13 protein-coding genes and 1 CRISPR repeat array are annotated in these 13,358 nt (G+C 60.3%); of the genes, 7 read left to right on the top strand and 6 right to left on the bottom strand.

What is annotated here, in order from left to right; translation table 11 throughout:
- Positions 1 to 270 precede the first annotated feature (270 nt).
- The 3 genes from CYA_RS15035 to CYA_RS05905 all read left to right on the top strand — a co-directional run bounded on the left by CYA_RS15035 (position 271) and on the right by CYA_RS05905 (position 2,988).
- Positions 271 to 501: a hypothetical protein gene (locus tag CYA_RS15035; protein ID WP_187147169.1), complete on the top strand. Its 231-nt coding sequence runs from the start codon at positions 271 to 273 to the stop codon at positions 499 to 501.
- 45 nt (positions 502 to 546) lie between these two features.
- Positions 547 to 1,566, top strand: coding sequence for a hypothetical protein (locus CYA_RS05910; RefSeq protein ID WP_011430118.1), 1,020 nt, complete (start codon positions 547 to 549; stop codon positions 1,564 to 1,566).
- Positions 1,567 to 1,746: 180 nt separating this feature from the next.
- The gene (locus tag CYA_RS05905) at positions 1,747 to 2,988 is read left to right on the top strand and encodes an AI-2E family transporter (protein ID WP_099834921.1); all 1,242 of its coding nucleotides are present in this window, start codon (positions 1,747 to 1,749) and stop codon (positions 2,986 to 2,988) included.
- A gap of 44 nt (positions 2,989 to 3,032) precedes the next feature.
- Here the strand turns inward: CYA_RS05905 and pth are convergent, their stop codons facing one another.
- Complete coding sequence (gene pth / locus CYA_RS05900) at positions 3,033 to 3,710, bottom strand: aminoacyl-tRNA hydrolase (protein ID WP_011430116.1); 678 nt, start codon at positions 3,708 to 3,710, stop codon at positions 3,033 to 3,035.
- A gap of 152 nt (positions 3,711 to 3,862) precedes the next feature.
- On the opposite strand from pth, the gene CYA_RS05895 reads away from it, so the two are divergent.
- The gene (locus CYA_RS05895; protein WP_011430115.1) at positions 3,863 to 5,083 is read left to right on the top strand and encodes an HD domain-containing phosphohydrolase; all 1,221 of its coding nucleotides are present in this window, start codon (positions 3,863 to 3,865) and stop codon (positions 5,081 to 5,083) included.
- A 265-nt stretch (positions 5,084 to 5,348) separates the two neighbouring features.
- Complete coding sequence (locus CYA_RS05890; RefSeq protein ID WP_011430114.1) at positions 5,349 to 6,470, top strand: methyl-accepting chemotaxis protein; 1,122 nt, start codon at positions 5,349 to 5,351, stop codon at positions 6,468 to 6,470.
- Here the strand turns inward: CYA_RS05890 and CYA_RS05885 are convergent.
- Entirely contained in the window at positions 6,467 to 6,829 is a 363-nt protein-coding gene (locus tag CYA_RS05885; protein ID WP_011430113.1) for a DUF4359 domain-containing protein, read from the bottom strand. The two genes, CYA_RS05890 and CYA_RS05885, sit on opposite strands and share 4 nt — an antisense overlap.
- Before the next feature lie 304 nt (positions 6,830 to 7,133).
- On the opposite strand from CYA_RS05885, the gene prfB reads away from it, so the two are divergent.
- Positions 7,134 to 8,262, top strand: a protein-coding gene (prfB, locus tag CYA_RS05880; RefSeq protein WP_143596961.1) for a peptide chain release factor 2 whose coding sequence is annotated in 2 segments (ribosomal slippage) — positions 7,134 to 7,205 and positions 7,207 to 8,262 — 1,128 coding nt in all. Because the reading frame shifts where the segments join, the coding sequence is not laid out codon by codon here.
- On the opposite strand, the gene CYA_RS05875 is transcribed toward prfB, so the two are convergent.
- The 3 genes from CYA_RS05875 to CYA_RS05865 form a co-directional block, all read right to left on the bottom strand.
- The gene (locus CYA_RS05875; protein WP_011430112.1) at positions 8,259 to 9,260 is read right to left on the bottom strand and encodes an o-succinylbenzoate synthase; all 1,002 of its coding nucleotides are present in this window, start codon (positions 9,258 to 9,260) and stop codon (positions 8,259 to 8,261) included. The two genes, prfB and CYA_RS05875, sit on opposite strands and share 4 nt — an antisense overlap.
- 68 nt (positions 9,261 to 9,328) lie before the next feature.
- Positions 9,329 to 9,829: direct repeats of the CRISPR family, unit length 36 nt; unit sequence GTTTCCAATTTCTAGGGATCCCCCCGAAGGGGGAAC.
- A gap of 309 nt (positions 9,830 to 10,138) precedes the next feature.
- Entirely contained in the window at positions 10,139 to 10,996 is an 858-nt protein-coding gene (locus CYA_RS05870; RefSeq protein WP_011430111.1) for a Tab2/Atab2 family RNA-binding protein, read from the bottom strand.
- Positions 10,997 to 11,013: 17 nt separating this feature from the next.
- Positions 11,014 to 11,493, bottom strand: coding sequence for a VOC family protein (locus CYA_RS05865; RefSeq protein ID WP_011430110.1), 480 nt, complete (start codon positions 11,491 to 11,493; stop codon positions 11,014 to 11,016).
- Positions 11,494 to 11,752: 259 nt separating this feature from the next.
- Between CYA_RS05865 and CYA_RS15625 the strand changes: the two genes are divergently transcribed.
- The gene (locus tag CYA_RS15625) at positions 11,753 to 12,844 is read left to right on the top strand and encodes an energy transducer TonB (RefSeq protein WP_011430109.1); all 1,092 of its coding nucleotides are present in this window, start codon (positions 11,753 to 11,755) and stop codon (positions 12,842 to 12,844) included.
- Positions 12,845 to 12,868: 24 nt separating this feature from the next.
- Here CYA_RS15625 and gloA read toward each other — a convergent pair whose 3' ends face one another.
- Positions 12,869 to 13,303, bottom strand: a complete 435-nt coding sequence (gene gloA / locus CYA_RS05855) for a lactoylglutathione lyase (RefSeq protein WP_011430108.1) — start codon at positions 13,301 to 13,303, stop codon at positions 12,869 to 12,871.
- Positions 13,304 to 13,358: the final 55 nt, after the last annotated feature.

Raw genomic sequence — 13,358 nt, 5'->3', positions numbered from 1 at the left:
GCATTCTGCTTGTTTCCATTCGCGTTAGCGGGACGGAGTCCAAACAGAATGGCGGTATCCCGCAAAGCTTTGAGTAGAATACCCAAAGCGCAGTTTCCGTGTCGTCTTACTACCAATTTTCTGCTTTGCTTTGGCTACCATGTTGGCAGACTCGAAAGTAAACAGAAAGATCAACTGGTAGTAATCCGTACTGAACATATTATACATTATTTTCAGTATAGTTGAGCTTATTATTGACTAGAGTCATGCTCTCATAAACTACCCCACCGTATGGACGGGTGGGGTTGCCCCGCTTACCTGACGGCAAGGCTTTTGTCTCTTCCTCTGCCCCAGTTGCCTCATGGATCCCGTGTGGGGCTCTCAGCTCCTGTAGCCAGCAAAGAATCGTCGCGTGGAGTTGGTCGATCTGGCCGGCGGCAGGATCCCCTGGGGGGAGTTTCCGAGTGGTGGCGCAGGACGGGCATTGCCGAAAGTCTGGACACTGCGGCTGTGGCGAACTAGCTTAGAGGCAACTCTTTTTTCAAGCTATTTCGTGGGGTGGGATCCATGCTGAGGCCCAGTCTTTTGTTGTCCGGATCGGCGCTTTTGGGTTTGCTGTCTTGGCTGTGTTTGAGCGGCGAATGCGGCTGGTTGGCTTCCCTGCGCAAGGGACGGGGCGCTGTCCCTGAAGTTGCCTCGGCGCCAGCGCAGAGTGTTCAAGTGACGGCATTTGCCGATGAACCCGATCCTGAGCTCCTGCTCAGGCAACAAGCCCAACTGCAAGCCCAAGTACGGCAGCTTGAGCAGCGCTCTCAGGCGCATCAGTTGCTGGCGCAGCGGGGGATCCCTCTTTCCACCCAGGCTGGCGAGCGTTTTCACTTGAATCGCGTCTATCTGGCGCGGCTAGCTCAGTTTCTGGAACAAGAGCCGGGGAACGCGCAGCTCTATCTGCAGCGGGCTCAATACTTCTGGGATCGGTTGCAGAGCGATCCCCTGGCCTTGCCCGAGCCGGAGCAGGCGGCTGTCGTTGATCACCTGATGCGCAGAGCGCTACAGGATCTGGACATTGCCATTGCTTTGGATCCCTATTTGCCTGAAGCTTACTTGCTCAAGGCCAGAATACAACACGAGTATTTTGGGGAGCTGCAGCAGGCTTTGGCAACTTTGTCCCCTCTGGATCGCATTGCCTATCGCAACCCCCAACTCCACTTGTTGCGCTCTCGCATCTGGGCCGAACAGGGACATCTGGAATCGGCGTTTGATGTGTCGCACCTGGCCATCGAGCTGGCCAAGCAAAACCAAAGCTCTGCCGATCTTTTCGATGCTTATGTCCATCGCGGCCTGATGTGGGCCAGCATTTGCGACTTCAACTTGGCCGTTCAGGATTTCAGCCGAGCTATCGAGGTGCAGCCGCAGCAAGCCGAGGGCTACTACCACCGCGGCATGGCACGCGCCTATCAGGGAGAGGATAGGGCCGGTGCCGCTGCCGATCTGGGCCGTGCTTTGACGCTGTGGCAGGCTGCAGGCAGAGGATCCCCAGAGCTGCTGGAATATGTAGAAGCAGTACGGATGGAACTGTTGCGGTAACTCCACTGCTAGCTGGTTTTCTGCTGCGGATCTTTGTCTGGGCTATTGAGTAGAGAGGTTGCGGGTTTGGCGTCTTTGGGCAAGGGGCGTTTGGCAAGTTCGGCTAAGCCAGGCCAGGATGGTAGAGCCGTCTGTTACCCCGGGGGACTGAAACGCCCCCCTTGAAGAGAGCCCAGCCAGATGATGAGCCGAAGACAGCTGACCCTCTCCGTCTCCTCCATAGCCCTGGTAGTGGCCACAGGGATGCTGCTGCTGTTGCTGTGGCAACTGCGCAACCTGGTGGTAACTGTGATGATCGCGGTGGTGGTGGCGGCGGCGCTGGCTCCCCTGGTGGATCTGGCGGAGCGGATGCGGATCCCCCGTTGGCTGGGGGTGGTGGTTTATCTGAGTTTCATTGCCGGGATTGCCGGCTTGGCTCTGCTCATGGGTCCGACGGTGGTGACCCAGACCCAGCGGCTGCTGGCAAGGTTGCCCTCTTACCTGGAGCGGCTCCAACTGTTAGCAGACACCTGGATTGCCGATCTGGCAGGGGTGGATCCGGCGGCGCTGGACTACTTGAACCAGTTGCTGGATCCGCAGTCGCTGATGAACTGGGCAGTTCGCTCAGGACAACAGTTGCTGGTGCAGTCCTTCGATTTCACCCGCGGTCTGCTGGGCGGCCTGTTGACCGTAGTGCTGACCCTCTTCATTTCCGGTTATATGCTGGTGAGCGGCTCTGACCTGGTGCAGGGCCTGGTGGAGCTGTTCCCCTACCCCTGGAATGAGCGGTTGGCCCAGCAGGTGCAGCCGATGGCGCAACGTATGGGGGGCTACATCCAGGGGCGGGTCTTGGTCTCGGCCATTTTGGGGGTGATGATTGCCGTCTCGCTCCGCTTTTTGGGCCTGTCGGAGTTTGCGCTGGCGCTGGGGGTAATCGCCGGGTTTACCAATCTGATTCCCTTTATCGGCCCAGTCTTGGGATCCCTGCCGGCTTTGGTGGTGGCCATCGTCCAAGGGGGCTGGACTTTTTTGTGGGTGCTGATCCTGTACGTTGCCGTGCAAAACCTGGAAACCTATGTGTTGGATCCCTTGTTGGTGGGATCCTCGGTGCGGGTGAAGCCCTTGTATCAATTGCTGGCGGTGCTGGGGGGCACTCAGTTGTTGGGCATTGTTGGGGCGGTGATCGCGCCCCCCTGGGTAGCCGGTATGGCGGTGCTGCTGGAGAACCTTTATCTCAAGCCCAAGCAGGAGGCAGAGCTGCGCGCCAAGCTGTGCGCTCAGGCCGCCGAAGCCTCCGGTTCTCTGGCTTGGCGAGGGATCGGTAGCAACCTGGAGGGATCCTTGCCCTCTCCTGCCACTGGGGAAGCCGACTCCCTGACGCGGCCAGGCGGTTCTGAGGAATTGCCGCGGGTGGAAGATCGCGTGGCCGGACGCAGTCCTTGATGAGGCGACTTTGCTTAGTCAGACAGCGGGGCGGGATCCCGGCATCAGCTTTCTCCGGGCGCAGTCTTGGCTGGGTTGAGAGGAGCTGGCTGATCTTGCCGATCTGGCCCAGAGAAATCCAAAGGGTTGAAGCGGTTCATGGCCGTCTTCAATCCTTCTTGCAAGCAACACTCCACCGCTGCCACTGCCGCCCTTAGAACCCGGTCCAGCACTGCCTGCTCAGCGGGTTCAAAGCTCCCCAAAACATGCCCAACCCTGTCTTGGTTGCCCTTAGGTCTGCCCACGCCCAGGCGCAAGCGAGGGAAGGCTTCGCTGCCCAAGTGCTCAATGACAGACTTCATGCCGTTATGTCCGCCGGCGGAGCCAGATCCCCGCAGCCGCAGGCGACCCAGGGGCAAGTCCATATCGTCGTACACCACCAGAACCGAGGCAGGATCCAACTTGTACCAATCCAACACCGCCCGCACCGCCTCGCCAGAGCGATTCATGTAGGTCTCCGGCTTGAGCAGGCGCCGCTTGCCCCCCAGGGCAAAACCTTCTCCGTAGCTACCTTGGAACCGCTTTTCCAGAGCTAATGGGATCCCCCAGCGCTCTGCCAACTGATCCACCACCATAAAGCCGCAGTTGTGCCGGGTGTTGGCATACTGCGGGCCAGGATTGCCCAGGCCAACGATGAGCTGGAGGGCAACCTCCTCTGGCGGCTGGGTCTTGACCTGGGTCACAGCGTCTCTCGCTTCCACAGGTAAAGTAGGGTAGCAGAGTTACTTTGGATTGGCGACCCCCAGCCTCCCAACTTGGAGCAGGGGCAGGATCCCTGCCAGAGCTCTAACCCCGCTTCCCTGAGAACACTCGTAACCCACCGGAGGATCAGGTTATGTCCCATGGGCCTTTCGCCTTCGATCTCTCTCCTGGCGAAGCCAAATTCGAGGCTGCTGCTGCCTTGCGCCTGAGTCAGCGGCTGATCCAAGTGGGGATCGCCCTTTCTTCGGAAACGGATTTAAGGCGCCTGCTGGAACTGATTGTCGCCCAAGCCCGCGAGCTAACCTGCTGTGATGGCGCTAGCCTGTTCATCCGGGAGGGAGAAGAGTTGCGCTTTTTCGTGGTCAACCGCAACGAGGAGCTGCAGGATCTGCGCCTGCCCCTTGCTCCTTCCAGCATTGTGGGCTATGTGGTGCTCACGGGGGAGAGCTTGAATCTGCCGGACGTCTATCGCTTGCCAGCGGGCTTGCCCTATGCCTTCAACTCCCAAGTCGATCAGCAGACCGGCTACCGCACCCGCTCTTTGCTCACGGTGCCGATGCGGGATCCCTCAGGAAACATCCTCGGTGCCCTGCAACTGTTGAACCGCCTCAGGCCGGATCGCCCTGCTGACCTGGCGCCCGACCAGGTGGCTGACTGGAGCCAGCCGTTTTCTGAGCTGGAAGTCCAAGTGGCCGAAGCCCTGGCTTCCCAGGCGGCGGTTGCCTACCAAAATGTGCGCTTGCGGGAAGAGCTGAAAGCTGCTCACCTGGAAACGATTTTCTGTCTGGCCCAGGCTGCCGAATACCGGGATCAAGACACCGCCTTTCACCTCAAGCGGATGAGCCATTATTCCCGCATTCTCGCCAAAGAGTTGGGCCTCTCCAGCCATGAACAGGAGCTGATTTTCTACGCCAGCCCCCTGCACGATGTGGGCAAAATCGGGATCCCGGATGCCATCTTGCAAAAGCCAGGCCCCCTCACCCCCGAAGAGCGCCTGATTATGAACCGCCACCCCGAGATTGGCTACGAGATCCTCAGTAAATCGGACTCGGAGCTGATGAAAAAAAGCGCCATCATTGCCCTCACCCACCACGAGAAGTTCGACGGCAGCGGCTACCCGCGGGGCCTTAAGGGAGAAGAGATCCCGCTGGAAGGGCGGATCGTGGCTTTGGCCGATGTCTTCGACGCTTTGGCCAGCCGCCGCCCCTACAAAAAAGCTTGGAACCTAGACGAGATCTTTGGCTTTGTGGAGAGCCAAAGCAGTAGCCACTTCGATCCCCACGTAGTGGCCGCTTTTACCCGTGGCCGCGGCGAAATTCTAGAGATCTACCACCGCTACCAAGAGCCTCGCTGAGCTCAGAGCCGGCCAAATCGCGGATTTGGAGTATCCCCTCTTGCCGGGATCCCCACTCGGCAACGGGAAAAACCCGCCTTTGTCTTTTTTTTCAACCGATCCCCAGCCTGCGACCGTAGCCAGGGAACGAGATCCCAAGGCAAACTAAATGCAGTCGGCAGTAGTCTCCTGGCAAGCCGACCAGAGCCACTTTTGTGTGTTTCCCAATACATAGCACATCTACTGGCTACCTGTCTCGACCCAAGCTGCGCCGAGGATCCCTGTGATGGCTACCCTGACCAATCCGCCCACTCCCACCCTCTCGATCCACACCAAGCTGCGCGATCTGGCGCTAGTGGACTTTCAGGTAGGTGAGTCCACCCCCTGCGAGAACGTGGTGCGCCGCCTAGAAGACGACCCCACCCTTTCAGGGGTAGTCGTGTTGGACGAGCAGTCGCAGGTGCGGGGGATGCTGACTCGGCGTGCCATTTTGGAGTGGATGCTGAGCAAACCCTATGGCCTGGAGGTGTTTTCGAAGCGTCCCATCAGCTCCCTAGCAGAGTTCCAGGGCCAGGGTTTTCTCCTTTTGCCCGGCGACTGCAATGTCATTGAGGCGGCCAGCCAGGCTTTCCGGCGGCCCCAGGAGACTATCTACGACCCGGTGGTGGTAGAAGTCGGCCCCCAAGACTATCGCCTTTTGGATGTGCCGGTGTTGTTGGTGGCTCAGTCCCAGGTACATCTAGCCACCCAGCGGAAGCTCGAAGAACAGCAGGAGGAGATGAAACGGCTCTTGGCCGAGCTGGAGCAGGAAAAAAACCGCAGCCTTCAGTATGCCCGCGATCTGGAGCGGCAAAAAGCCGAGATCCTCAGCCAAAACCTGGCTTTGGATCGGGAGCGGCGCCAAGCCCAGCAGCGCTCGGAAGAGCTGGCCCGCCTCAACGCCCGCATCATCGAGATCAGCTCGGTGCTCTCGGAAAAGGGCAAATCCACCTTTGCCGCCACCTTTGCCGGGGTAGAGGCGGTGCGCCGCCTATTTCAGGACATTGCCGACAGCAACCGGGAGCTCTCCCGCGAGCTCAAAGAAATCAACACCATCGTTGACTTGATCGTAGAGGTGGCAGGCTATATTCGCCTGCTCTCCTTTAATGCGGCTGTGGAGGCCAACCGCAGGGGTGGGGGCGGCGGTTTTGGTGCCATTGCCCAGGAGATCCGCAAATTGGCGGGGCGCACCACCGAAGCCAGCAACCGCATCCGCGGCTTGGCAGAGCGCATCCAACGCCAAAGCCAATCCACCCTGCAATCGGCTCAGGCCAGCGCCGAGATGGTGCAATCCCTTTACCAGCAGGCGCAGTCGGCCCAGGCAGCCCTGGAGGAATTGCAAGCGCTGTTGGAGCAGGCCCAGGTTTAGCCCTTTTGGGGAGTGGTTTTGCCCTCGCGGATCTCATAGGTATAGAATTGCCCTGCCACGGCCAAGGTTTCAAAGTGGTAGGTGGGCAGGGAGATCCCCAGCGGGCCAAAGTTAAGCAACGACAAATCGGTGCTGTAGAGGCTGAAGAGGATGAAGTTTTGCCGGCGGGTCTGGCGCAGAAACAGCTCCACCAGCTCTGGTTGCAGCTGTTGCACAAGGGCGTGACATTCCTCAATGAGGGTGGGCAAAAAAGCTGGGATCTGGGCGCAGTATTCCCGTGTAGCATAGGCAGCCAATTGGTCTCCTGCGTAGGCTCCGTACTCTTCCGGGGTGGGATTGGTGATGGCCAAAGCAGCCACCCCCCCCAGCCAGAACCAGTCCGGAAAGCAAGGAAAAGACCCTCAGCATAGCGGCCTCCGAAACAAGATTTTCCATTCTGCTACGGGCTTGAGGTGCTCCGACAGGGATCCTTCGGCAAAAGCCATCGCCCAAGGCCGCTCTGTCGCGTCCTAGAGCCGGCGCGGGATCACCCAATTGGCCAGGAATGCGGTTCACAGTGTTGCAGCAAACCTGCAAAAGAGCTGGATCCCTTGGTTGAATTGCCAGCCTACAGGCTAGGATGAGAGCCGAAGCGCAGCTTGATGCTCTCTCTTGATGCTCTCTATGGAACTGGCCGATCTGAGACGCACCCTAGAATCGCTCACCTCGCGCCTGAGCAGTGCTCAGGACTATCTTTGACCTGCCCCACCTGGAGCAGCAGATCGCCATTTTGGAGCAGGAAGCAGCGCAGCCGCAGTTTTGGAACGATGCCGAGGCGGCCCGCCGCCACCTGCAACAGCTCAACAGCCTCAAGGCCTCCTGGGATCAAATCCACCGCTGGAAGGATCGCCTAGAGGATGCTGCCAGCGCCTTGGAGCTGCTGCAAGAAGACCCGGACCCGGAGCTGTTGGCCGAAGTGTCCGGATCCCTGGCGGCGGTGGAGCGGGAGCTCGGCCAATGGGAGCTGCGGCAACTGCTTTCGGGCCCCTACGACAAAAACGGCGCCATCCTCACCATCACCGCTGGCGCGGGGGGAACCGATGCCCAAGACTGGGCGGAGATGCTCCTGAAGATGTACACCCGCTGGGCGGAAAACCAGGGCTACAAGGTCACGCTTTCGGAATACTCGCAAGGGGCAGAGGCCGGCATCAAGTCGGCCACCCTGCTGATTGAAGGTCCCTATGCCTACGGGTATCTTTCCGCCGAGAAGGGCAACCACCGCATGGAGCGCATCAGCCCCTTTAACGCCAACGGCAAGCGCCAGACCAGCTTTGCCGGCGTTGAGGTCATGCCTATCCTGGAGGAGGACAATGAGTTCGAGCTGAGGATGGAGGATCTGGAGTTCGAGACTTCTCGTTCCGGCGGGGCAGGGGGCCAAAACGTCAACAAGGTGGAAACGGCGGTGCGGGTTATCCACAAGCCCACCGGCATTGCCGTGCGCTGCACCGAAGAGCGCTCCCAACTGCAAAACAAGGAGCGGGCCATCCAGATCCTGAAGGCGAAGCTGATCGAGCTTGAGGAAGAAAAGCGCCGGCAAAAGCTGGCCGAGATCCGGGGTGAGATGGTGACCCAGGGCTTTGGGGGTCGGATTCGCACCTACACTTTCGATCCCTACAAGTTGATCAAAGACCACCGCACCAACGCCGAAACCTACAATGTCGAGGCGTTTATGAATGGCGAACCGGAGGAGCTGATGCACTTTATCCAGGCCTACCTGCGGCAGGAACGGGCCAAGCAAGCCGCCGCCGTCTAGGGCTGGCTGTGGCGCTCCCACACCGCCTGCATCAGGGCTGCCCGCTCCTGGGCTGAGAGCGTGATCAGGGTGAGGGGATCCCCTTCCTGGAAAAACTCCCCCACCCCCCATCCCAAGGCTCTGGGATGGGCTGTTTTTGCCTGCAGGGATCCCGCCCAAACTAGGCCATGCCAAGCGCCGATGGGCGTTTCCAGGGCGGAGGAGAAGGCCAAATCTAGGCTAGGGTGTTGCCTGAGGTAGTCCCTAAGGGCAAGGCAGGAGCCAACCAAGGAGGGCTTGACCACCAGGATCCCTTTCCAGCCGGCTTGGTGGACAGCTTGCAACTGCTCCAGCCCAACCACGGACTCATCCAAGGCAATGGGAGTCTGAAACTCCCAGCTCAGCCGGCTTAGATCGGCGTGCTGCGCTGGTGGCAAGGGCTGCTCGAAAAACTCAATCTTGCCTGGCCACTCTTGGTTGATCCGGTCACAGAGGGCCAGCCAGCGCCGCGCCCCTTCCAGACTCAGCCCCCCATTGGCATCCAGGCGCAAGCAGGATCCTGCGGGCAACTGCTCCAGCCAGCTTTCTAGCTTTTTCACCTCCTGCTCGAGAGGCTCCACCCCCACCTTGACCTTGTAGGCGGGGTAGGAACCTGAGGGTGGGGTTTTCCCAAAAAGCCCACACCAGGAAAGCCCGGAGAGATCCCTTGCCAGCCAGCCGGGATCCCGACAGGCCAGCCAGGCGCATTCCAGCCCAAAGCGCGTGGCGGGCAAGGTTGCCGGGATCTTCTCGATCTCTGCTTCCGACAGCTCAGGGGGCAACTGCTGACAAAATGCCAGCGCTTCCTCTACGGTCTCGCTGCCCAACCAGGGGATGGGGGCAATCTCCCCATAGCCCTGACCTCCCGTCTCCGCGTCCGTCAGCCGAACCAGGATCCCTTCGCGGATAGACCACAGGCCGTAGCGCGTGCGCAAGGGCTGGCGGAAAGGCCGCCGGTATCGGCAAAACGCAAAGCGCATGTTCAACACCTGGGGATCCCCGCTGCTAGTTTCCCCCCAAGGAAGAGGGAGCCGCTTACTTGGCCAACCTACACCCTATCTAGGGATCCCCCGGAAGGGGGAACTTGAGGACGCGTGGCTAAAGCAAGCCCGGGAGTTCTTAAACTCCCTGGGCGTTTCCAATTTCTAGGGATCCCCCCGAAGGGGGAACATTGCGGAGATTACTATGAGCTCCGTTATGCCATCGTTGAGGTTTCCAATTTCTAAGGATCCCCCCGAAGGGGGAACCGCCCTAGTATTCCTGAGGAATACGATGGATGGCTAAAGTTTCCAATTTCTAGGGATCCCCCCGAAGGGGGAACCCTACAGAAAGGAGGAAACCATGAGTCCAAAGCTACCGGCAAAGTTTCCAATTTCTAGGGATCCCCCCGAAGGGGGAACTACAGCGAAGTTGCCGACTATCCAAACGCTCGCCCGATTGCGTTTCCAATTTCTAGGGATCCCCCCGAAGGGGGAACTGGCTCTCAACGCCCAGCGATCTGCCGAGCGTTATAGTTTCCAATTTCTAGGGATCCCCCCGAAGGGGGAACTCTACCCCTATTAAACCCAAGCAGGGCAAGGAATGCAAGGCCTATTTGCGAGGGGGTCGGTCGAAGGTGGCAAAAAAGGGCCCCGAAGAGGGGGGGTGAGAGGCCTGAAAGCCTTGTGGCGCAAGGCATCGAGCGGGTCAACGAAAGAATCAGCCTTTGCGGGTTTTGGCGAGGCGCTCGCAGAGGCGTTGATACCATTTTTGTGTTGCCTCGCAAACATAGCTAGCCTGAGGATTCACGCAAGGGTTTGCGGGCTGCCCAGGCAACTGGGGCGGAGCGAGTGGCGGGGCAGACAGGCCGACAACTGTTCTAGAGAGGGTACTGCATCAGCCAAAAGCCGGCGAAGGACTGGGCCCGGAAATCGCTCTGGATGGCAAGGAAATGGATCCCTTGGGCTTGGCGTTGTCGCTGGGCAAAGCCTTCTGCCTCCGCCCGCAGCTTTTCATCTTTTAATTGCGCAAACAGATAGCAATCGTTGAGGCCAGCCTCGAACAGCAGCCGTCCCTCGGCAACATGCAAATAAGCAGGCTCCATACCGCTCAGCCAAGCTGCTATGGGCAAAGCCCGCCGCGAGGCAATCACCAAGCCGGGAATGATCGTGTCCGGCGCCCAGGCCTCCCAGTTCACCGGGAACAGCTCGCCGAATTCCATTGGCCAGGTCTCGGCTTCCCGCAGATCCCTGGCCCGCAGCGTCACGAACGCCCAGCGCTCCCCCTGCAACTTATCCGGCAGGGGGATGGGATCCGGCGGCTCCGGCTCTACAGGGGGCTCAGGGCTGTAGGTGAACTGGGTTTCTTGGGGGTAAACCTGCTCTGCCCGCTCTCGCATCCAGGCCTTGAGGGCATAGACCCGACGGCTGGGCAGCATGGGGATCCCGGCGGCGTTGCAGGCCCGCTGCAAGATGGAGCTCATGCGGGCTCGGAAGACGCGAATGGCTGCAGGCGGCTGGGGGGCTGCCTCCAGATAGCCGCGCAACTGTTGGGCTACCCAGGTGCTATTGACCTCTTGGTTGCTGCAGTACTTGGCCTGGCGCAACTGGCCGCTGGCATCGCAGACCAGCAGCTCCCAAACCCGCCGCCCCTGCCCATCCCGCAGTGGGACGGCGTTGAAATCCATCTGCCAAATGGGGCCGCGCCCAGGGCTAGAGTGTAGGGGTTGAGTGGCCAAGGTGTTCCTCCCGTTTGCTACGCACTGCTGGGAGAGCGATCCGGAAGCTGTTGGCCTGAGGGATGGAAAGCAGTATCCCCGACCAAAGCCCATTCCCGCTCTCCAAAAATGGCGGCAGGGTAGCGGTAGTACTTAAACTCCAGCAGGTTGTAGAAGGGATCCTGCAAAAAGAAGGTGCCGTGCTCCAGGGGGGTGCCGACAAAGCGCCAGCGTGGCTCCTGATAGAAAAGCAATCCCCGCGTGCGGGCCCGCTCGGCCAGCGCCTGCCAATCTGCCTGGGCAGGGAAGATCAGGCCAAAGTGGCGGGGGTAGATGCCCCGCTGGGGCGTCAGCTTTTCCTGGGTGAGGTGGGCCACCAGTTGATGGCCATACAGGTTCAAGATGACGGCGGCAGGGGTTTCTCGACCGACCTCGCAGCCCAAGCCCTCGCCGTAGTAGGCCTTGGCCAAGGCAAGATCGGCAACCGGAAAGGCCAGATGAAAGCAGATGGGTTCCATGGGCTCTCCTGCAAATCGGGATCCTCGCTCTTTATCAAGGTAGGCGATTTTAGAACGGCTGCTGCCAGGTGGAATGCCGACTGTACGCCTTTGCGCAGGAAGCCCAACCGCTCGGATGCTATAACACTAGCTAGCGTGTAATCTGCTTGCGCCAGCAGTGCGGAGCACTCTCGCGTCAGCGAGACGGAGTCCTTTGGCCGAGTCTGCAGCAAGAGAACTCGGTGTGTTGAGAGGTTTGTAAGAAGGGGCAAGCTTGGTCATGACCAGCATCTGGGTTGAACAGCGCCGCCGCGAGGAAGAGGCGCGCGACTTTTTTTGGATGGTGGCGCTGTCCTTGCTGCTGCACGTGCTGGCGCTGCTGGCCTTGCTCTACTGGAGTCGATTTTGGCCACTTCGCCAGCAAGAACAAGAGGCCATTGAGTTTATCCTGCTAGAGCCAGAAGATCTCAAGCCGCCGGAAGAAGCAGAGCTGGTTTCGGAAGTGGATTCCCGCGATGGGGGCGAGCGGGCGGAAGCCCCCCCTTCTCAGGGCAGTCCACCCCAATCCCAGGCTGCTCCTCGCCAGGAGGCTCCCCCACCTCCTCCGCCGCAACCCCAGCCGCCGCAACCGCAGCCGCCTGCCCCTGTTCCACCCCCTGCTCCGGCGGAAGTTGCTCTGGCCACTCCTCGATCTACCCCACCCCCTACGCCAACTGCGCCTCCGGCTCCTCCTCGGCCCACTCCCACCCAGACTCCGCCACCGGTGGCGGCTGCTCCCCCTGCTCCGCCGGCTCCCACCCGCCCCCCCACTGCCGAGCCTCTACCCGTGCAGCCCAGGGAGCGGGACTCGGATCCCAGCCAATTGCAGCCTGTTGCGCCTGCTCCCCAACCGCCGACGGAGGTTCTCCCTGCCGAGCGGCCCTCCGATGCTTCCCAGTTGGGGCCGCCCCTCAGCGCTTCCGCTCCCAGTGATGGGGCCGGGATCCAGGGCAGAGGAGCCAGCGGCTTGGCCAACCCCACCCAATCGGCTCCCAACCCCCCCAGCGTGGCGGCGCGGGCCAATGTGGACTGGGGCCCTTGGCTGGCAGCTCTGCAACGCAAAGTGGAGCAGAATTGGATCCCTGGCCAGACCGGCACCTCCCGCCGCACAGTGGTGATCTTTACAGTGGGCCGGGGGGGCGAGCTGCAGAGCATTCGCCTGGCCCGCACTTCCGGCAGCCAACAAACCGACGACGCAGCGCTGACAGCAATTCAGCGGGCGGCGCCCTTTTTGCCCCTGCCTGAGGCCTATGAAGGCAACTCGGTGACGATCAACTTCACCTTCGACATCAACGTCTTGGGCAAGTTGACGGTGGGGGGATCCGCCAACTAGGTGGGGGATCCGCTTCTGGCAAGTTTAGGCAGAGGCGGCAGCTGTTCTTTCGGGGGCGGCACCCTGCTCCTGCAGGGATCCCATCTGGATCAGCTCGATTTTGTAGCCATCGGGATCCTCGACAAAGGCGATCACGGTGCTGCCGTGTTTCATGGGCCCGGGCTCGCGCACCACTTTGCCGCCGCGGGCTTTGATAGCCTCACAGGTGCTGTAGATATCCTCGACGCCGATGGCGATGTGGCCGTAGCCGTTGCCCAGCTCGTAGTGGTCGGTACCCCAGTTGTAGGTTAGCTCGAGCACCGCCGTTTCCGATTCGTCGCCATAGCCCACGTAGGCCAGCGTGAACTCCCCGCTGGGGTAGTCTTTTTTGCGGAGCAAGTGCATCCCCAGAACGTCACAGTAGAACTGCAAGGAGCGCTCTAGGTTGCCAACGCGGATCATGGTGTGGAGAAGACGCATGGGACGAGCTCCAAGAAATGGGCGACGTTGCGTTTATTCTAGTCCTTGACTCCTA

The sequence above is a fragment of the Synechococcus sp. JA-3-3Ab genome (genome assembly GCF_000013205.1).
Classification (GTDB): domain Bacteria; phylum Cyanobacteriota; class Cyanobacteriia; order Thermostichales; family Thermostichaceae; genus Thermostichus.
This window is presented reverse-complemented; position numbering and strand designations above follow the sequence as displayed.

Coding starts and splice junctions, on each gene's coding strand:
- CYA_RS15035 (WP_187147169.1), top strand. CDS start 271: ATGGACGGGTGGGGTTGCCCCGCTTACCTGACGGCAAGGCTTTTGTCT.
- CYA_RS05910 (WP_011430118.1), top strand. CDS start 547: ATGCTGAGGCCCAGTCTTTTGTTGTCCGGATCGGCGCTTTTGGGTTTG.
- CYA_RS05905 (WP_099834921.1), top strand. CDS start 1,747: ATGATGAGCCGAAGACAGCTGACCCTCTCCGTCTCCTCCATAGCCCTG.
- CYA_RS05895 (WP_011430115.1), top strand. CDS start 3,863: ATGTCCCATGGGCCTTTCGCCTTCGATCTCTCTCCTGGCGAAGCCAAA.
- CYA_RS05890 (WP_011430114.1), top strand. CDS start 5,349: ATGGCTACCCTGACCAATCCGCCCACTCCCACCCTCTCGATCCACACC.
- CYA_RS05875 (WP_011430112.1), bottom strand. CDS start 9,260: ATGCGCTTTGCGTTTTGCCGATACCGGCGGCCTTTCCGCCAGCCCTTG.
- CYA_RS05865 (WP_011430110.1), bottom strand. CDS start 11,493: ATGGAACCCATCTGCTTTCATCTGGCCTTTCCGGTTGCCGATCTTGCC.
- CYA_RS15625 (WP_011430109.1), top strand. CDS start 11,753: ATGACCAGCATCTGGGTTGAACAGCGCCGCCGCGAGGAAGAGGCGCGC.
- gloA (WP_011430108.1), bottom strand. CDS start 13,303: ATGCGTCTTCTCCACACCATGATCCGCGTTGGCAACCTAGAGCGCTCC.